At 56.3% G+C, this 18,884-nt stretch carries 16 protein-coding genes; 10 read left to right on the top strand and 6 right to left on the bottom strand.

The window, feature by feature from the left end; all coding sequences use genetic code 11:
* Positions 1-41 precede the first annotated feature (41 nt).
* The 4 genes from AC244Q_RS14335 (at position 42) to AC244Q_RS14350 (ending at position 4,633) form a co-directional block, all read left to right on the top strand.
* Complete coding sequence (locus tag AC244Q_RS14335) at positions 42-755, top strand: SDR family oxidoreductase (RefSeq protein ID WP_128406413.1); 714 nt, start codon at positions 42-44, stop codon at positions 753-755.
* A 365-nt stretch (positions 756-1,120) separates the two neighbouring features.
* Positions 1,121-1,885: a hypothetical protein gene (locus tag AC244Q_RS14340; protein WP_128406414.1), complete on the top strand. Its 765-nt coding sequence runs from the start codon at positions 1,121-1,123 to the stop codon at positions 1,883-1,885.
* Positions 1,882-2,529, top strand: coding sequence for a hypothetical protein (locus AC244Q_RS14345; RefSeq protein WP_128406415.1), 648 nt, complete (start codon positions 1,882-1,884; stop codon positions 2,527-2,529). The genes AC244Q_RS14340 and AC244Q_RS14345 overlap by 4 nt, the downstream gene beginning before the upstream one ends.
* A gap of 337 nt (positions 2,530-2,866) precedes the next feature.
* The gene (locus AC244Q_RS14350) at positions 2,867-4,633 is read left to right on the top strand and encodes a hypothetical protein (protein ID WP_128406416.1); all 1,767 of its coding nucleotides are present in this window, start codon (positions 2,867-2,869) and stop codon (positions 4,631-4,633) included.
* Positions 4,634-4,827: 194 nt separating this feature from the next.
* On the opposite strand, the gene ligD is transcribed toward AC244Q_RS14350, so the two are convergent.
* Positions 4,828-5,874 (bottom strand): non-homologous end-joining DNA ligase, encoded by a 1,047-nt coding sequence (ligD, locus tag AC244Q_RS14355; RefSeq protein WP_128406417.1) that lies wholly within the window; start codon positions 5,872-5,874, stop codon positions 4,828-4,830.
* Between the two features lie 416 nt (positions 5,875-6,290).
* Between ligD and AC244Q_RS14360 the strand changes: the two genes are divergently transcribed.
* The 4 genes from AC244Q_RS14360 to qatD all read left to right on the top strand — a co-directional run bounded on the left by AC244Q_RS14360 (position 6,291) and on the right by qatD (position 10,891).
* Entirely contained in the window at positions 6,291-8,069 is a 1,779-nt protein-coding gene (locus AC244Q_RS14360; protein WP_128406418.1) for a KAP family P-loop NTPase fold protein, read from the top strand.
* Between the two features lie 239 nt (positions 8,070-8,308).
* The gene (locus AC244Q_RS14365) at positions 8,309-8,827 is read left to right on the top strand and encodes a hypothetical protein (RefSeq protein ID WP_128406419.1); all 519 of its coding nucleotides are present in this window, start codon (positions 8,309-8,311) and stop codon (positions 8,825-8,827) included.
* Positions 8,820-10,139: a Qat anti-phage system QueC-like protein QatC gene (gene qatC / locus AC244Q_RS14370; RefSeq protein ID WP_206641075.1), complete on the top strand. Its 1,320-nt coding sequence runs from the start codon at positions 8,820-8,822 to the stop codon at positions 10,137-10,139. Before AC244Q_RS14365 ends, qatC begins: the two co-directional genes overlap by 8 nt.
* Before the next feature lie 17 nt (positions 10,140-10,156).
* Positions 10,157-10,891, top strand: a complete 735-nt coding sequence (qatD, locus tag AC244Q_RS14375) for a Qat anti-phage system TatD family nuclease QatD (RefSeq protein WP_245460464.1) — start codon at positions 10,157-10,159, stop codon at positions 10,889-10,891.
* A gap of 436 nt (positions 10,892-11,327) precedes the next feature.
* On the opposite strand, the gene AC244Q_RS14380 is transcribed toward qatD, so the two are convergent.
* The 4 genes from AC244Q_RS14380 to AC244Q_RS14395 form a co-directional block, all read right to left on the bottom strand.
* Positions 11,328-12,017 (bottom strand): cation:proton antiporter domain-containing protein, encoded by a 690-nt coding sequence (locus AC244Q_RS14380; RefSeq protein WP_128406421.1) that lies wholly within the window; start codon positions 12,015-12,017, stop codon positions 11,328-11,330.
* Positions 11,993-12,841, bottom strand: a complete 849-nt coding sequence (locus tag AC244Q_RS14385; protein WP_128406422.1) for a cation:proton antiporter — start codon at positions 12,839-12,841, stop codon at positions 11,993-11,995. Before AC244Q_RS14385 ends, AC244Q_RS14380 begins: the two co-directional genes overlap by 25 nt.
* 112 nt (positions 12,842-12,953) lie before the next feature.
* Positions 12,954-13,715, bottom strand: a complete 762-nt coding sequence (locus tag AC244Q_RS14390) for an SDR family NAD(P)-dependent oxidoreductase (protein ID WP_128406423.1) — start codon at positions 13,713-13,715, stop codon at positions 12,954-12,956.
* Positions 13,716-14,708: 993 nt separating this feature from the next.
* Complete coding sequence (locus AC244Q_RS14395) at positions 14,709-15,848, bottom strand: hypothetical protein (protein WP_128406434.1); 1,140 nt, start codon at positions 15,846-15,848, stop codon at positions 14,709-14,711.
* A 321-nt stretch (positions 15,849-16,169) separates the two neighbouring features.
* On the opposite strand from AC244Q_RS14395, the gene AC244Q_RS14400 reads away from it, so the two are divergent.
* Together AC244Q_RS14400 and AC244Q_RS14405 are read left to right on the top strand one after the other, a co-directional pair.
* The gene (locus AC244Q_RS14400; protein ID WP_128406424.1) at positions 16,170-16,364 is read left to right on the top strand and encodes a hypothetical protein; all 195 of its coding nucleotides are present in this window, start codon (positions 16,170-16,172) and stop codon (positions 16,362-16,364) included.
* A 120-nt stretch (positions 16,365-16,484) separates the two neighbouring features.
* Positions 16,485-16,829, top strand: coding sequence for a hypothetical protein (locus AC244Q_RS14405; RefSeq protein WP_128406425.1), 345 nt, complete (start codon positions 16,485-16,487; stop codon positions 16,827-16,829).
* 1,010 nt (positions 16,830-17,839) lie between these two features.
* Here the strand turns inward: AC244Q_RS14405 and AC244Q_RS14410 are convergent.
* Positions 17,840-18,385, bottom strand: a complete 546-nt coding sequence (locus tag AC244Q_RS14410) for a hypothetical protein (RefSeq protein WP_487764140.1) — start codon at positions 18,383-18,385, stop codon at positions 17,840-17,842.
* Positions 18,386-18,884 lie beyond the last annotated feature (499 nt).

Below are 18,884 nucleotides of genomic sequence, written 5' to 3' on the forward strand. Positions count from 1 at the left end.
CTATCCAATTTCAAGCATTCCAGTCCTGCCCGGAGAAATTCATGACTTTGCTTCAGAACAAACGAATACTCGTCGTCGGTGGCAGCTCCGGAATCGGGTTAGCGGTGGCCGAACAGGCAATTTCTTCGGGCGCGTTGGTGACAATAGCGTCTCGATCGGCTGCCAAACTTTCTGACGCAGCGGGCTTGCTAAGCGGACGCGTCGAAACAGCTGTCCTGGACACGGGCGACGAAAAAGAGGTGGAGGATTTCTTCGCGTCCGGAATAACGTGGGATCACGTCGTTGTTTCGGCCGCCCAGACAGCCAGCGGGCCTGTGAGGAAGTTGCCATTGCAGGACGCCAAACAGGCTATGGAGAGCAAATTCTGGGGTGCCTATAGGATCGCGAGAGCGGCCCCCATCAACGAGACAGGCTCTCTGACCTTTATCTCAGGTTATCTCGGCGAGCGTCCTAACGCCAACTCGGTCCTGCAGGGCGCTATCAACGCCGCGCTGGATTCCTTGGCGAGGGGCCTTGCTCTCGAGCTGTCGCCCGTTCGCGTCAACACGGTCTCACCCGGTCTCATCGACACGCCGTTGTGGTCAAAGCTGGATGAAGGCAGCCGGAAGGCATTGTTCGATCGCGCTGCAGCAAACCTACCCGCGAAGGTCGTTGGCCAGCCTTCAGATGTCGCCAACGCGGTTCTATACCTGATGCAAACGCCATTCGCGACGGGATCTACCGTCCGTGTAGACGGTGGAGGCGTGATCGCCTGATTCAGTTTGAGGGATTCAAACTGTTTCGGAGCACGTGCAACTACGCTGTTGACCGATAGCTGTGTTCGATGACCTCCTACCGCACCGCGTTCTTAACGCGGCTCGCTCGTGGCCGCTTTGCGCCATCATTTCGGGCGTAAAAACGACTGCAGCCAGATCCCAAAGATGGCCATCCAAGCGATCGAGGCAGGCGGCTAGTTCGCGCCAGAAGCTGACAATGGGTGCTTTGCTTGATTATGGGCGCGTTCCGCACGTGGGCGACGAGCGCGGCGATTTTACTAGCCTCCAAGTGAGGCGTTATTGACTCTTTAATACAAATCGCTTCACGTCGGGAAGTATCGCTCTAACTCATGAAATGTGTCCTGATGACAAACCCAAATCTAACTGTGTTTGTGGAAGGCCCTGCAGACAATTTAATGGTGCAAACACTGGTCAATGCCTTAGGGCTGCATCAGAAAGCCCAGATCAACGTTAGACTGATGGGTGGCAAGAGAAACATAGCAACCCATATCCGCGACTTGAAAAACGACCATCTACATAAGTTCGCTGCTCTCGTCGACGCCGATGAGGGGAGCGTCGCAGATTCACGGGAGTTGGCGCGTCAGCAATTAGGGCGTCCATCAATCGATGTATTTTGTGCCGTTCCAACAGTCGAAGCATGGATATTCGCCGATCCGGAATTTGCAAAGAGCGCGGCTCGTAGTGCCCATGCGAAAGAAATGATTGATCGCGCGCCGCTACCCGAAACAATCCCGTACCCAAAGCAGTTCGCGATGAACGTATTTGGATCAACAAGTAAATTTCCAGTGGTTGGGAATTTCGATGTACATCTTGCTGCTGCTCGCTCGCCTTCTTTGCGGGCTTTTGTTGAGGGAATCGCCAAATTGGTAGGTGCAGACCTTGACTTCAAATTACCCGTTGGCAAGCTCTCGGATACCCGTGATGTAGTCTCCACACTGTTGCGAGAACTGCCTGAAGCGAAAGTCGTTTGGAAGACGATGACAGGTGCACGGTTTAGCGCTGGCGAGTTGGCTAGAGCAATTGCAGAGGGAACGCCTCTTGGAAATCAATACGCCACGGAGCTACTGAGAGTTGCCCGCGATCTAGTCGCTCGGCAGGCGAACAAATGACGATCTTTTTTGTTTCCTCGACGGACCCTGCGACGCGGGCTAATCACGCAATTGCATTGCAAATGGTGGAGCAAAGTGATGTCAACCTCTTTGCGGAAAATGCGACGCGAGAACGTTTACATACTGAGTTTCAAACCGATCCGCCACAAAACCTCGTCTTTGCGATGAGCCACGGTTCGCCAAATGCGCTTTGGGATTCAAACGAAGAAGAAGCATTAGCTGCTCACGACGCGGCTAATCTGCAGGGATATAAGATTTTCTGCTGGGCATGCCACACAGCTAAAGAGCTAGGACAATCCTTTGCTGCGCAAGGTTCCACGTGGTGGGGATATGACTGCGCAATTACCGCTCCCGATGCGCGACCGCCGTATTTGATTGTTTTCCGGGATATACTGCTCAGTTTGAAGCAAAGATTTCCAGCGGGCGTGGATGCTGCCTCAGTCGCCGTTGTCTTCGCAACGATTAAAGCTGAATGCGATGATGCAGAAATACGATTGGAGGAAGCTGGGGCGTCTGATGATGACGACGCGATGTCTATTTATTCATGCTGCAATCAGATTTGGCAGCATCTTTGCGTTTGGTTGGCTGGGCAAGGCCACCCGATTTTTCACCCAGACGCCCCGCGTTCTTCAATCTTCGGGTAGTTCGCAACGCACGCTTTCTGGATATATGCATCCGTCTACCGTTTTGCTTTGACCGCTTTGGGCGGTGGGTTCACCTGATCGCCACAACAATTTTGGTCGTGCTTCGACCTGATTTCAGCCGTCTACCATCCCAAAAATATTTCCCCTATCATTGCCGCTGTGCAGGGATTTCTCAAAGAGGCCGCCAGGCTGAGAACAGCTTCAGACCGAGCGGTAAAAGACAGTGTTTTTCCCAGCGGAATAACAGCGACCTATATTCATCCGCCGACCTACATCCGTTACATTTGCTTGAGAATTTCGACCATGATCGACGTCCATCAATCTCATTTAGGTTCTCATGGAAAATATCTCGTTCGACTTTGCCGACATACGCAAACGCTTACTGAGCAAAGCAGTGTGGGTTCCACTCCGCGCATCTGAGATAGTTTCTGACGGCGAGCCTGGACGTGCTGGTTGGAAGGAAGAGTTTTTTGGCCTTGGTAGTGTGGCAATCCCCGTCGCCAAGAGGGGGCAAGCTGAAAAAATTGGCTGGCAAGAACTTAGCAACTCTCAAGGCGTGTGGGCTTCAGAGAAATTATACAAGCCTGCCGATGTTTTTCAGCGTCATGAAGGTGAAGACCTCGGTGTCTCGCTGGTGCTTACGCAGGATTTTGAAACTGACGATCAAGGGGTGTGGCATCTGAATCAGGATGTCGTTCTCGCGCTCGGCCTCGTTCGAGATGGCGATCTGTGGCTGCGTCCAAGCGAGGATTATCAAGAAGTCGCTCGGCTACGGCGGCGGCACGATGGTCGCCCAAACCTTCTCGAAATGAAAAATGAGTTTTTGAGGGACTACCTTTGTGCACGCCAGATGTTGTTGCGCACCGCAATGTTTCGGAGCCGTAGTGTCATAGTCAAAGACTTAAAAGAAGTGGGCTCTCCTGTCGAGAAGAAGGAGCAGACCGAGCTAGACGAGTATGAGCTTAGGCACCTTCCTCAGATTGAAGGAGGATTTGGGGGCGACGGAGCATACTCCGTGTTCAGGATCGGACGCACTGATGTGGACCCGGACGAAGATGTCCCTACGCCGGGACCTGGGACCGATCAAAACACTGAATCTATAAGCTGGAGCGCCCGGCACACTGGACAGCAGGTTATCTGCGTAATGGCCGAGCTATGGCGCACGGAAAATATTGAGCCTGCCGAGGCAAGCATCCGCATCCGTGGCGATCATGTACCGAGCGGAATTGCCTACATAACAGATGCCTCTGGCGCGACAACCTCTAGCGAAGACTTGAACGACGAAGAAAAAATGCGATGGCTTTGGTTTAGGCCTGAGGTAATCCCCAACATCATGAAGCGCCGTGGAGGCTCACTTCGCTGGTATACGCGGATGACCGGTGGGATAGGGTTCACTGTTAGCAATTTGACGCATTTTGGCGTCAATAAAGTCGACTTAATCAACGTATATGCCTACGACATCGCAAAGTTACCTGTGTGGCAGCAGCGCATTTGGGCTGGGTACAACGTTGCGCCTGAAGGCGGCGTGTCTGACGAACTGGTATCAGCACAAGCAAGAGCTATTGTGGCTGAGACCACAGGGCCAGAGGCACAATTGTCGAAGATGCTGCCGAGCTTAGATAACCTCTTCAAAAAGGCCATCGGCTCACCCCTCTTTAGATCGCATGCGGAAAGTGATGACCTGCTTGCAACTATCCATCGTTTCCGGGGGCTTGAGCATGGCGGCGTGCTATCTTTGGCAAAGGACATCGTGCGGCTTTTGGCCGATCGCATGGACGTTGGCGCATTACAGGCGGCGGCCCCGCCACCCAAAGGGGTGACGTGGGGATCGCTGAAGTCACTTGAGAAGTATTTGGGAACGATCATCACTCAAGATGATGCCCGGAAGTTGATGGGCCCGCTTTTGGGGGCCTACAACCTGCGTATAGCCGATGCCCACCTTTCCTCAAAAGAGCTCACGGATGCATTTCGATTAGCTCAGGTCGATCCCGATGCTTCGCGTTTGGAACAGGGCATGCAGTTGCTTTCGTCGGTTTGCGGGACCATCGATCAGATCGGCAAAATTATGACTGAAGTCGAAGAAAACAAGCACCAGACGACTTAGCTGAATAAAATGGCGGGTGAATAGCAACGGTGCCCGCTGAGCGGTTGATGAGCGTCGATCGTGGCTAATTTTGGTATCAGCCGGCAAGACTGGACAGGCAGCAATCCACCCAGATTGGGCATGCGGTGATCGATCCTGAATGTCCGAGGGGGTTCTCAAGCCTTGTGTCGGTTGCGGCCCGAAGCATTGGCTGATCAGTCCACCTCATAAATCGCCGCATTGTCCTGTACGTCGCGCAGCCCCTTGTAGGACGCATGGCGCAACTTGCCGTCATCAGTCCACGCCCGATATTCGATCTCGGCGATCAGCGTCGGCTGTATCCAGACAACATTTTTACGAGCGCCGGTATATGGCAGCGGTGGCGTTTTGAGAGTGATCTTGTCCATCATGATCCATAGCTGCAAGACATCTCGTTCTTTAAAGCCTGTCCCTACCGACCCGACATAAACTAAATAATCGCCTTTGCGGGCGGCGAGCAGCAGCGAGCCGATCTTACCACGTGCCGCCGTCGACTTTTCGTAGCCCACAACAACAAAACTGTCGCTCTGGACGCATTTGATCTTCAGCCAGTCCCCGAAGCGGCCAGACCGATAGGGCGAGTCACGGCGCTTCGCGATGATGCCTTCGAGCCCATGCTCGCAGGCGCTCACTAGCAACTGATCACCATCCGCCTCGATCTCCTCCGAAAGCCGGATATCGCCCTGCCCTTCGGCCGGTACCAGATCCTTGAGCAGATGCCGGCGCATGTCGAGTTCGGAGTTTCTGAGATCATGGCCGTCGAAATAGAGCAGATCGAATGCCATGAAGATGGCGTCGCTTGACATCTTCTTGCCGCCACGGCCGCCAAGCGATTGTTGCAGCAGACCGAAATTCGACCGGCCCTGCTCGTCGAGAACCACCGCTTCACCGTCGAGGATTGCCGTACCAACAGGCAGCCACAACGCCGCCTGTTGGATCGCGGGGAAACGATGCGTCCAGTCATGGCCACCGCGTGTCAGGATGCGAATGCCCGTCGGCTCGACATGAACCGAGAGGCGATAGCCATCCCATTTTACTTCGAAAGCCCATTGCGGGCCTTTAGGGGGGTTCGGCTTCAGGAGAGCAAGGCAAGGACTGATGCGATTCGGCATAGGGTCGAGGAGAAGGTTCGGCTGCGTGGGGTCGCGCGGCCTGCGTGGCCTGGATCGAACCGGTTTGTCTGCGTCCCGCAGGAGCGGCTTTGCTTTCGGCGGCTTGGTCATACCGCTATCCCATCAGCAACGTGTAAAAAAACAATTGCCCAATTCTGGTTATTGACTTCGGCCAGGCGAGAACACAGGAGCTATAAACTGAGCTAAAGAGCCTGATGAGTGACGCTCCGATAAATTCCCTTCACCCCGGCCTCCTGCTGAGATTGTACTAGCCTTTGTGGCTCAAGTGGCCGCTTGCAGATTGTGCGAAACCTGTGCCGCCTGACGGATCGAGGCTCGCTCAATATCGATGTTCGACACCTTGTGTGACCTCCAACAAACACCCGCCTTCCGAGCTCTGTCTTCTCCGTCTTCACAGCGTGCAAAATATCCGGTGAATAATCCCTACGTTGTGCTTGAAAGACCTTTACTCACCTTGACGATACGTTTTCCCGATCCCAGTCTTTTCAGACACGGGCGAGGGAATCATGTGGGCGGATAGCGAAAGCAAAATAGATTACCTGAACTATTCTGAAGTCTCGGAGATGATTTGCGACTTGGTCTCCGACGACGCCATGTTGCCTATTTCGATTGGGGTCTATGGCACCTGGGGCGTAGGGAAGTCGAGCATCCTCCAGTTGATCGGGACGCAGCTTGAGGCGGACGGTCGTAACCTCGTCGTCTCTTTCGACGCATGGCTATATCAAGACTTCGAAGAGGCGAAATCCGCCCTCATGACGGTCATCGCCAAATCAATCTACGAAGCCGCACCGGAGTCGTTGAAGGAAAAAGCGGCGGGTTTCTACCGCCGTGTGAACAAGCTCAAGGTCCTGGGAATGGCTGCCGACGTTGGCGCATTGCTTGCCGGCGTGCCGACACTTGGAATGTTCTCCAAGGCCGCGGGTTCCGCCGAAGATATGTGGGAAGGGACGGCCGACGAGGACGACGTCACGGCCGTGAAGGATGCCGCTACGGAAGCTGGCAAGAAGGCATCCGGCCTTCTCAAGCCCAAAGAGAAGCGTAACGCTCCAGAGGAGATCGTTGCTTTTCGCAAAGAATTCAGCGAGCTGCTGACGAAGCTCGAGCGACGTCTTGTGGTATTCGTCGACAACCTCGATCGCTGCCTTCCGCCGAATGCGATCGCGACGCTTGAAGCGATGCGTCTCTTCCTGTTCATGCCGAACACGGCGTTTATCGTCGCGGCGGACGAGGACATGATCCGTCTTGCAGTCGAGAAGCATTTTAAAGACCCCGGTAGCCAGCATATCACCGACTACCTCGACAAGCTCATCCAAATCCCTCTGCGTGTTCCGAAGCTGGGACTGCAGGAGGTCCGGGCTTATCTGTTCATGCTGGCTGCGGCGAAATCGGACGTCCCTGCCGACAAGGTTGAAGCTCTAAGGGCGTTTCTTGTCCAGAAGCTTCGCCGCAGTTGGTCTGACGAGCCGCCATTCGATGTCAATCAGGCGGCCGGCGAACTGGGCATCGCAACGAGCCACGGACTTCGAGGGACGCTGGAGACGATGGACAGGTTGGCGGGACTACTCGCGCATTCGAAACAGGTGAACGGCAATCCCCGTATCGTGAAACGGCTCCTTAACGTCGTTCGAATGCGAGCCTCGGTCGCGAGCCGTCGCGGAATGGCTCTGGATGAATCCATTATCGCGAAACTGGCTCTCTTCGAAAGATGCACCGACGAGAGCGCCATTCGCGCGTTGAACGCCCTGATCAGCGCCGCTCCGGGCGGAAAGGCTTCGACATTCGTTGAACTCGAAGCCCTTGCCGATGCGGTGACGCCGGACAAGCTGCCGAAGGACTGGCAGAAGTATTCAGACTTCGTGTCGGATTGGCTCAAACTTCACCCGCCCCTTGGCGGCATAGACCTTCGTCCGGCGGTCTACCTCTCCAAGGAGACCATGCCCGTCAAGATATCTCCGCACCGCATGAGCGCGAAGACTTTGAGGGCGATCGAAGTCCTTCTGAAAACGGCGACAGTAAAGTCCGCGGCCTCGAAAACAGCGATCGAGGAAATCGAGGCATCCGGGATCGGCGAAGCGATGGACGAGATGATCGCGACTATGAAGCGAGACCCTGATTGGACTCGAATCCGCAGTGACTTCCGCGGTGCCTATCTGCTCGCCAAGCACGACTCGCTCGCTCATGAGAAACTGGTCGGCTTCATCCGCACTCTCCCCGGCAGACGCCCAAGATGGATGGTTGCAATGATGAAGGACGACACCACCGAGACCTCGGGGAGCGGTAGCTGATGGGAACTTCGGCATCTTCGAAAGGGTCTGGTTCGAACCAGCCTATGGTCCCGCCTTGGGCGGATGATCAGCCAGGCGCACCGATTCCGGACGCGCCCCCAAAGCGTTTCCAGGCCTTCAGGACGTCGTTCGGCAAATACCTCAAGAGCGGAGACAGCGGCGACCTCCGAAGATCGCTTGGCCATTACGCCAGGACATCGACCGGCGGGAGCGGCGTCGGCCCGAGGCGCTTCGGCTCCGTGTATACGACGGGAGGCCAGCTCTACGACGTCCTCAATTCACTTGGCGGCGACGGTGTCACGGCGGCAGCACAAGGCCTGTCGCCAGCATCGCTTGCCGGGCAGCCCCTCGACGTCGTGTGCCAGCGGCTCGCGGAGGCGCTTGCGCCCGAGAACGGCGACAGCGACAGGATTCGCGCGGCGATCGACGAGGCGATGCTGGAAGTCCTTGGCCAAGGCGACTTCGATCCCGACGAACTGGACGCCGAGACCATAAATCGCATTCTTGGCGAATATCTCTCGCAGTCAATCTTCCAAGAGATCGTCGAGGAGGTGGGTGGATCATGGGCAAGCGCCCCTGACGAACAGAGGACACCTGAAGCGGAGGCGGAGTTGCTCGAAGTCATCCGTGTCGTTGTGGACGAGAACCTGGGAAACCGACTGGGAGACGCCAACAATATGACGCAAGCGGATGTCCACCGCTTCATGCGCGAGGCCGTCACCGAAGTCTGGCGGGAATGGGAGAGCTACGATGACTAAACTGGTCTTCCACGTGGACGACTCGCAGATACCCTCGACTGACACAAAAGGCACGACGCACGTCTATCTCTATGGCAAGCGCCCGGTACGTTTGGGAACCGGTTCGATAGGCGGGAGTCTGGAAGTGGCCGTCGCAAGGCTCGCCATCGCCGTCGACATCAAGGCATTCGATTTCCTGTCCATCGCGCTCGCCGTCATCGCGGCGGATACCTTCGTCAGCCGCGAAACCTTTTCCGCGAACGGTTGGACGCGTGAATTCACTCTGGAAATCCCCCTCGCGCGCCCCGCAGTCTGGCAGGATGTGGCGAGCGATCTTGAACACGCCCTGAACTTTCTCAGCGGCGATCAATGGACCCTGTCGTTTAGGAATGGCGGGATAGATCCGCCCTCCAAGAAGGAGATTGCAAGGCTTAGAAAACACGTCGCGATCGGATCGGCTGATTGCACAAGCCTGTTTTCGGGCGGGCTAGACAGCCTCATCGGCGCTCGGCGTCTAGCCGACGAAGGGCGGATTCCCCTGTTGGTCAGCCACTCCTACAGGGGTGATCAAAGCTACCAGGACTATCTCGCACCGCGTCTTGGGAAGGCGCTCCCTCGATTCGCTGCGAACGCCAATCCCGTGTTCGGAGGTGAGAATATGAACGACACCACCATGCGGACGCGAAGCCTTGGTTTTCTGGCCTATGGCGTGGTTTCCGCGAGTGCCGTTCTGGCGAAAAAACCATCTGTCGGGGTCGTTGATCTATTTGTTCCCGAAAACGGCTTCATCGCCCTCAACGCGCCGCTTACGCGCCGTCGTGTCGGTTCTCACAGCACGCGCACGACCCACCCGAGCTTCCTCTCGCAAATCCAAGCCATCCTAGACAAGGTTGGCCTCCCCGTCCGACTGCAAAACCGATACCGGCATATGACCAAGGGCGAGATGCTCTGCGAGATCCTCCCGAACGACGACGTCGCTCATGCCGCCGTCAATACGGTTTCATGCGGAAAGTGGAAGCGCAAGAGCAAGCAGTGTGGGCATTGCATCCCTTGCCTGATCAGGCGGGCGGCCTTCGCGAAAGCCGGAATCGTAGACAGCACGTCCTACCAGTTTCCCGACTTGGGAAAACTATGGGATCGACCTGACATGCGCGATGACGTGATGGCCATGCTCGTGGCGACGGGTCGCGATGAACGCGGTCTCAGACAGCGCGCTGTCGCGAGTGGACCCTTGCCGCTAGATCCGGTAGAACGCGAGAATTGGTTCGGCGTCCACAAACGAGGACTGGAGGAGGTCGCGGCCTATCTCAAAACCCAAGGGTTCAGGACGTGATCGATTTCCATTGCCATGTGGACCTGTTTCCTTCGCCCGAGCGCGCAGTCGACGAGATTGATCGTGCCGACATATACGTGCTTTCCGTGACAAACACGCCCAAAGCGTTCCCAAGGACTGCGCAACTTTCGAAGGGGCGTAAGCGGATTAGAACGGCTCTCGGACTTCATCCGCAACTCGTCTCCGAACGCCATGGTGAGGTCGGCCTCTTCCGACGGCTGCTGAGCGAGACACGGTATGTCGGTGAGGTCGGGCTCGACGGCGGCGACGAGCATGCGCATAACCTCGATCTCCAGAAGGACGTATTCGACGAAATCCTTGCCGCCTGCGCCAAGGTCGGGGGGCGCGTGATGTCCATCCACAGCAGGCATGCGAGCGGGGAAGTGCTCGAAGCCTTGGAAAGGCGACGTGATGCGGGCGTGGCCATCCTTCACTGGTTCTCAGGGCCTTTGACACATGCCGACAAAGCCGTCGATATCGGGGCTTGGTTCTCAGTCGGCCTCCCCATGTTGAGGGGTAAGCGAGCCGCTTCATTCATCAAGAGAATTCCACGCGACAGGCTATTGACCGAGACCGACGCACCCTTTGCCTCGACCCCCGGAGACCACTATCCGACGACCGCAGTGAAGAAGACCCTGACGGCGCTATCAGTGCTGTGGGATTGCGACGAAATAGAAACACGCAGGCAACTTCAAGCCAATCTTAGAACACTCGGCGGCAGGGCTGAGGCGTTTAAGCTCGCGACGGATTGAATTGGATCGCACTGATCGATTGCATGATTTGAAGTGGATGTAACAAAGACATCATCGGCCCGCCCACTTGTCCAAAAGCCTGTGAGTCCACCTGTTAGGGTTTTTCGAGACGGGAGCCTGACGCCCGTCACCGCAAAGCGGCTGGCAGCGCTGTCGATATTTTCGAACCCGTCCGAAGATACGGCGACACACGATGTTCAGTACCTTTGAAGCCATAGGTTGGCCGCGCGGCGCGAAAGTTTTAGCACTACGCTGCGGCAGCCAGGGTCATGAGCTTCATGCCTTAAATCGTTCTCCAAATGTCATCTAACGAATATCTGTTGGACTAGCGTCGGCGGCCCATCCTGAAAACAGAGGGGAAGGCGCTCAATCACACCAGTCATTCCGCTTTTTCGGGCTCGCCCGTGATATCCAAAGGGCACCGGTGTTGAGCTAATCACTTACGCGCACGGGTTTCGAGAGTCATTTCCTCTAGGTCGAGTTCGTGCTCTATGTCCCTTAGTACCTTCTCGTGGATCTCGCCTCTCCGAAACATTTTCAGCAGCTCCGCGCGCGCCGCCGAAACAAGCTTGCCGGCCGCCCCCAGATGTTCAAGCTCCAGCGGTCTATGTATCAAGGCCGATTTGGGATGGTCTCCGGCCCCGCACTCTTCGGCATGCAGGTTGGCGAGCCGCAAGCGCACGGCCGCTTTGGTTTTCATCAGCGTTTGTCGCTCCTCCGGATCGGCGACGCCCAAAAGCCGGGCGAGCGCTGCAAGCGTGCTTCCCTGAACCAGCACGGTCACAACGATCACCGAAAAGGCCGCGACAAGAACAAAATCACGCCCCGGCAAATCCGGGGGGTAAGCAAGCGCTGCACTGAGGGTGACAACACCACGCATGCCTGACCACCCGACGACGACAAGCTCGCGCCCTGTTATGGGCGACCGACGGCCAAGCTTCAAACGCCCCTTTAGAGTGATCAACCCGGCGCATCCCGCTATCCAGACAAACCGGGCCACGATCACCGTCGTGACGACGGCCACCAGTGGAATGACATTCCCGGAGAACGTGCTGGCATCGTCCTCGACCCCGGATACGACATCCCGGAGGGAAAGACCGATCAAGACGAACAGCAGGGACTCCATGATGAATACAGCGCTCTCCAAAAGGATTGCGCCCTCACCCGCGTGGCCGCGGAGACCGAGTCATGGTGCCCGCCCCCAACAATCAGCCCAGTCGCGACGACCGCAAGCACGCCCGATCCTCCAATGGCCTCCGCGGCGACGTAGGAGGTGGTCGACAAAAGTAGCGTCGCCGTTATCACCAGTTCCGTTTCCTTTAGAAGACGAATCGCCCTCATCCCGAGCCACCCCATGGCGGCCCCAGCCAACCCGCCGCTGACGGACAGCCAGAAGAAGGAAACGACCGCGTCGAAACTATCGAACTCGCCGGTCACCGCCGCGCTGACGGCGATCGCGAACAGCACGAGACCTGTCGCGTCGTTAACAAGGCTCTCTCCCTCCAGGAGAGTTACAAGCCGGCCCGGCAGACTGATTTTCGACAGGACCGCGGATGCGGCAACGGCGTCCGGCGGTGAAACAATCGCGCCCAGGGCAAATCCGACAGCCAACGGAAGGTCTGGCAGCATTATGTGCAGTACCGCAGCAACGGCCAATGTGGTGAAAATCACTGCACCGAAGGCCAACGACACTATACCGTTGACCTGTTTTTTGAAGTCCTCCCAGATCGTGAAGTACGAGCTACTCATCAATAGGGGTGGAAGGAAGACCACCATGATGAGATCTGGGGTTATGTCGACATCGGGGACGCCCGGAACAAATGCGAGCGCCATTCCGCCAATGATGAAAGAGGCTGCGGGAGGAAGGCCAAGCCGCCTCGCCACAAGCTCTAGCACCAGGATCGCGAGTAGAAGAAAAACGAGAAACTCGTACTGCTCCTTGAGCGTCATGCACGATCCTGGATAGCCATTTTGTTGCGGATACGCGAGCGCTTCGACCGCGCTTTGTAGAAGCGTTAGGAGGCACCCGGCGCGGAGGTGGTGGATGACAGGATGCCGATGCTTAAATCGACAGCCCGCCGTCTATGGTGATTGTGGACCCAGTTATGTATCCCGCTTCCGGCCCGGCAAGGTAAGCAACCGCCCCAGCTACTTCATCGGGTTCACCGTACCGGCCAAGCGCCGATAGCGACCTCAGCATTTCGGCGACCTCGCCTTCGGTAGGTGCCATCCCGGTATTTATAGGACCCGGCTGCACGACATTGACGGTGATCTTCCGGCTTCCGAGGTCACGAGCCCAAACGCGGGAATACGCCGCAACAGCCGCCTTGGTGGCGACGTAGTCGGAGATCCCCGGAAAAGCCCCGCGATTGTTTGCGCCTGCGGTCCCGATCGATATGATACGGCCGCCGTCGCTTAGCAAAGGCGCTGCCGAGCGCACCGCGGCTACAACACCCTTGAGATTGATATCCAGCTGGCGGTCGAACGCGGCGACGTCTGCGCTTGGATCACCAACCACGCCGGTTACGAAAACCCCAGCGGAATTGACGAGGATATCGAGTCGACCCCAAGCGGCATGAGCGGCTTTCACAAGAGCACCGACTTCCTCCATGACTGACTGATCGGCCTTGATTGCAAGACACTGTCGTCCGAGTGACCGCACCTCCTCGGCAACGCGGTTGGCGCTTTCTTCGGACGACGAGTAGCTGAAAACGACGTCTGCCCCGTCCCGGGCAAGCCTTCTTACGATCGCTGCGCCGATGCCACGCGATCCTCCCGTAACTAGCGCCACCTTACCCGCGAGAGCGTTCTGCTGCATTGTCATTAAGCCCCATGTTCAAAGTCGTCGCGAATGCGCCGATTACGTTGGCTCGAACAGTAGTGTGGCGACCGGGGCGTTGAAATCACACCGCGGTATGGCAGGATCATACCCGAGTATGATCTCAGGAAGCTGGACATTGCCTCTCCAGTCACGCTTGGATGGGCGAGATTACGCGAGCTTTGGTCCGTTTGAGTTCGGCCGCATCCAGGATGAACAAGCGATTGAGGTCTTGGCGCATTATTCCGGTGATCGATGACGACTTGCCCGCAAGGCTAGGCCTGCCACACCTGGGATACCTCAGCCGCCGCCCTATGCGTCTGCACCAATGACCTCAGGGACAGAGTCAGCGTCATTGATCAGCACAAGCGGTCCGCACGCCAATGCGAGGCGAGAGAGGATGCGACGGATCAACGGCTCACGTCCCTTCTCGAAGTGGAGCTTTTGCGGTTCGTGATCTCCCGAGTAATCCTGAATTATTAGTAGAGCCCATTTATTTTCAGGATCATCTTCAGCTTCCTGAACGAACGCATGCCACGGAGCCAGATGCCCATTATCCGTGATTTGCACTGTTAGACCGAGGTCGACTAAAGCTCGTTTAATCTCGGAACCTGTGGGCCATCGTGAAGGCAATGCTGGAAACGAGATTCCTTGCTCGCATAACCAGACCGTCATTTCGGAGTCCAGGGGCCATACAGTCCACATTACGCCCATATCTGCCCCTAGCTAACAAAGTTAAATGCATCTTGCACGATTAGCACTTTCCGCCAAAGCACGACGTATGGAGATGTGACCTTGCGAGGGAGAGAACCTAACCGAAGCGTTCAGCATTTGACGATCCAATGTTCTTGTCGAAGTCCGCCGATTACGCATCGACCTAGATGAACATGGCCGTCGGAAAAATGCTCATATGCCCTTCAACCCGGCCCGTCCCCATTCGGTATCCAGCCGCCACACCATGTCAAACCTCCCTTTCGGCAAGGGCTAACTGCTGCCGCACTATTGCAGTGCAACCTCCCAAGCTGAGGGGTCGAGGTATTCGCGAGGCGGCTGCATTTCGCCGATGTCGACCGGTCGACGCGTAAACGCCACCGTGTCGAAGCTCTCCACTGCGCTCCAGCCGGACCAGTGGTCGCCCTTCAACGGAATACCGTCCGACGTGATGCACTGCTTCTGACTTGCATCGGCCATATTCGGCGTTAGGTCATACCATGTGCAATTCTCGCCAAGAAACTGGCCCTGCTCGCCCAAATTTTCCATCCCAGTTTGGCTGCTGAATTGAGAGAAGGGACGCTTCGGGTCCAGCGAAGAGCGGCCAGCGACAATCCTGCGTTCCCGCTTCGATGAGGAATAGGAAATTCCCTGGTTCTCAAGCTCGTTCCAAACATCAATCCGGATCGACCCGTCCTTGCCGTCATTCTGGCGAAACCACCATGGATAATGTCGCAACAGCCTCACCTCAGAGGTCTTGTCTATCGACGGATTGTCAGACGCCCTCGCAACCAATTTCGCCTCGAAGTCGACAGCACTCGGAGGGTGATCCGGGTAGGTACGCAGCGGCTTGAGCCACGTGCTTGCGTCAAAAAGCTGTCTTGGGGGCAACACTTCGGCCTCCGGGACCGGACTGCGCTTGATCTCGGTCAGACGCGCCTCGGACATCAATTTACCCTTGGAAAAGAGAATCTTGGTTGCGACCTCTATTCCGTCACTGGTCAAGCAGGTCATCCAAATCGGGCTTGGCGGAGGGGCTCGAACTATTTGCCGCCAGCGACACTCCTCGCCGCCCACGGTCTCCACGTCGTTCGTTTCCTTGACCTGCTTGATGCCGAGATAGTCATACGACGGCTGGACTTGCCTGATATTGAAGCGCTTGATCTCCTCTCCGTCTTTCTTGCCTGTTGACAAAACAATGTTCTGAAAAAAGTGCCCATACCAGATATGTGTCTCGTCACCTTGTGTCTCCTCAACGTGCGTCCAGCCGTTGTGATGCCGCACGACCCGCCAGTTGTCCTTCCCATCTAATGTGTCGCGCACAACCAGCTTCGCGGTGTAGTCGGGGACGTTCGTGTTGGGTAAAAACGGAAGCCCGCTCGCATGCGCGATACCAGTCGAAAGGGCTACCGCAAGGAAGACGATCAATCGGTTCATGAATGCACCCCTACCACAAACGCTTGCACACCTGCGGTAGCATTCGGCGCAGCCCCTGACAACCAGGATGCCCTGCAATTCCGAGTGCCGGGTCAAGCCGCGCTTCCTAAACTGCCCGCAATGGCTTGGTAGGTAAGGGCTACTCCTGGTTCCGAGCGGCGGGCGTTCGTGCTGACGCCGATACGATCAGACATATCGTGCCTGAATTATCTACCGGTGAACGACGTCGCTAAAGATGGAACGGTCGACTGGAATGCCTAACAGGCGCTATGCTTGGCTAACTTTCCGGAATCACTGAACGGGAGCATCAGCATGCCAAGCCTCGCCCGAATGACCGGATCATTGCATATTCACCAGTTCTATATCGGCAAGTTGAAAGCTAAACAGGAACAGCTTTTTGACAGCGATCCCGAATTGGCGATGCTTCTCGACAATGTGGCTGCCGTTCTGTCCGAGCACGCTGAAGTCCTGGCTGGCGACATCGCTGACATGGAATGCGATGATTGATCGCGCGTGGCAGCTATTGAGCCATTCAGTCTCTTAGAGAGAATTCTATGCAAAGAGAGGCCTTGGAGCGCGACGGCCAGAGCCTCTCTTGCGCCGCAGCACGCCGGGGATAAATTTTCGATGATCAAGCCTGAACTCGCGTTCGCCATCATACTTATGAGCAACTTCGCAGCTCCGCTCGTGGCTTTTGTCGCTGGGCGCACATGGCCACGTTGCCGGAAGACAGTGCATTTTGTGGCGGTGACCTGGGTCGCCCTGTCAGTATACGTATGCGACAGAGTGACGTTCACGCCAGACACCACCGATGTAGGCGACTCTTATGACGAATTAGATCAGTTTTTAGTCGTCGTCGCCATCTTGTTGCAGCAGCTAACCATTCTAGTGACCTATCTAGCTTGGTATGTGTGCCGGGCATTTGCTAAGCGGCAGCGATCATCTCGAAGAGAAGCAGAACCCATCGCTTGATAAACATGCAATGGCGTCGGTGATGTGGTGGCTTCCGTCGCAACGGACTCGGTCGTTCCGGGCATCGCGCATAAAGTGGTCTGTCGCCTCGAAGCGTTCTTGGTGTCGCTAGTGATAATAAGGCCGAAGGAAAATGAGGTAGAACAACATGGGCGTCGCAGCGACAGCGCTGTGTTTCAGCCTTTGACTGCGAAGATGTAAATACTCGTCTCTGATCTCTTGCGGACACTCCGGAGAGCCCCAAGCGATCCCGGTGTGGATCGTGAACGGAGCTGTGTAGGTAATGTTCCCGAATTTCGAAGCCTTGGCAGCAAGACGCTCGTTCATGATCAAGTAATACATGCCACCGGCGACAATGATCGCCAGGTCAATGCCGAGCACGACCCTAATGGTAAAATTGATGCTCTCATGCGCGTTAGTCAAAAGCTCCAACATACGAGGCGTTTTACAAGCCATCCAGAAGCAAGGGAATGGCTGAGCTACTTTCCCTTATCCCAACGTAAAGAAGCCATTAATCCCATGATCGCAACTGGCGACGCGAAGCTGCCGTCCCAGTCATGGCGGCAGCCCTGGAGTTGGTAGCAAGCTTCTTAGTCAAGGTGTCGCAACCCCGATCTGCTGCCTGACATCATGCACGTATCACGCTACCGCTAGGCCGGCTCTCGCGCTATCCGATGTGTGGCCCATGGGCAGTTTCCTCGATCACAGGCATATTTTTTATTCGATGGCGATTGTGTTTGTCGCATGCAAGAGCAAGACCGGGAGTACATCTATTATCCAAAGCGTTCTGCGGAGCGTTCGGGTGCCGCTCCGGCGATTTTCACCGACCAGCTCGCGCCACCCAGCCGCATGGGCATCTGCTTCTGAGCAGAACCAGCGTTCGCCGTATTCGGATCGGATGATGTCGCGTCGTAATCCTCTTGGCCTTTGACGTGGTAAATTTTCGCTCCCGAACCGTCAGGGCGAGCAATTGCCTCCATTGCACTGCCGGCAATTGACGCTCGGCGATATCAAGCTGCCCGACCAGCCCCCTTACCGGATGATTGCATGTCCGACGGTGGAAGCGGAATTTCCGTCCTTCGCGAGGCACATATTTCCTCAACAACGTCGAGGTCGAGAAAGCCAGGGATCAATTGTTCCATCTGACGGGCTTCCTCCAGCCTGCCCGCGACAACCAACTGAGTAGCTCGGTACTCTGCACCGTTGAAGCGGTAGTTCATCGGGGAGATTGACGGATCGTGGAAGGCCAGCCACCAAGGGCCGTCAGCTACCGAATAGCGCAGCATTCCGGTGATCGCGCTCGGAGGAATTGATCCTTTGTGGGAGCAATTACCGAGCAGGGCAAGCGATCTTCCGTGTCCTAGCCCGCACTCCGAGAGATCCTCCAGAAGCATAGAGAAGTGCATTCCCTGTTCGTACTTGTCCGTCATCCCGACTGGCGGGTGGAACTTGTCTGCCAGCTCGCCGGATCGCCAGATGAACCAAGCAGCATCTTCGTCAGCTTGGAGTCGTGCCTGATCAGGTAACAGATCGGTGTCGATTTCGACGATCACCAAGTCTTCCGATGTCTCCTTGCGTGAAGACTGTGCGAAATACAATGCGTACGCATCCGTGAAATATACGCGCTCAGCCGCAGAGGCGGCCCACCAGCTCGAGGCCCCACCGCCGCGTGGGACAAGGCCGTTTTCGAGAATGGATTCGAGATGTCTTGAAGACGTGCCGTGGTAAAGGCGCATAGGCAAACCCAATCCGGTCGGAATGATCAGCGGCCGACAATATGGCGGCGCTGGCGAGCAAGCAATCCTGAGCCCCTGTTGACAAAGTGCGGAAGCCATATTTTTGCTGCGGCTAGGGCGAGGAACCCCGACCGCGCTCATCGAAACCGGTGCCAACATCTCATTCTGCACGTATCCGACGAGGACATGGTGATCGTGCGCCTGTCAGACTGGAATTCTGTTCCTTCAGACAAACACGCCAGATGTCTCGCGCTCAAAAGTCATGGTGCGATAGTTCACAGGCTGCGAAGCTGACGCAAGACGGAAACGACGAACTTGA

The sequence above is a fragment of the Rhizobium sp. CB2179 genome (genome assembly GCF_057653455.1).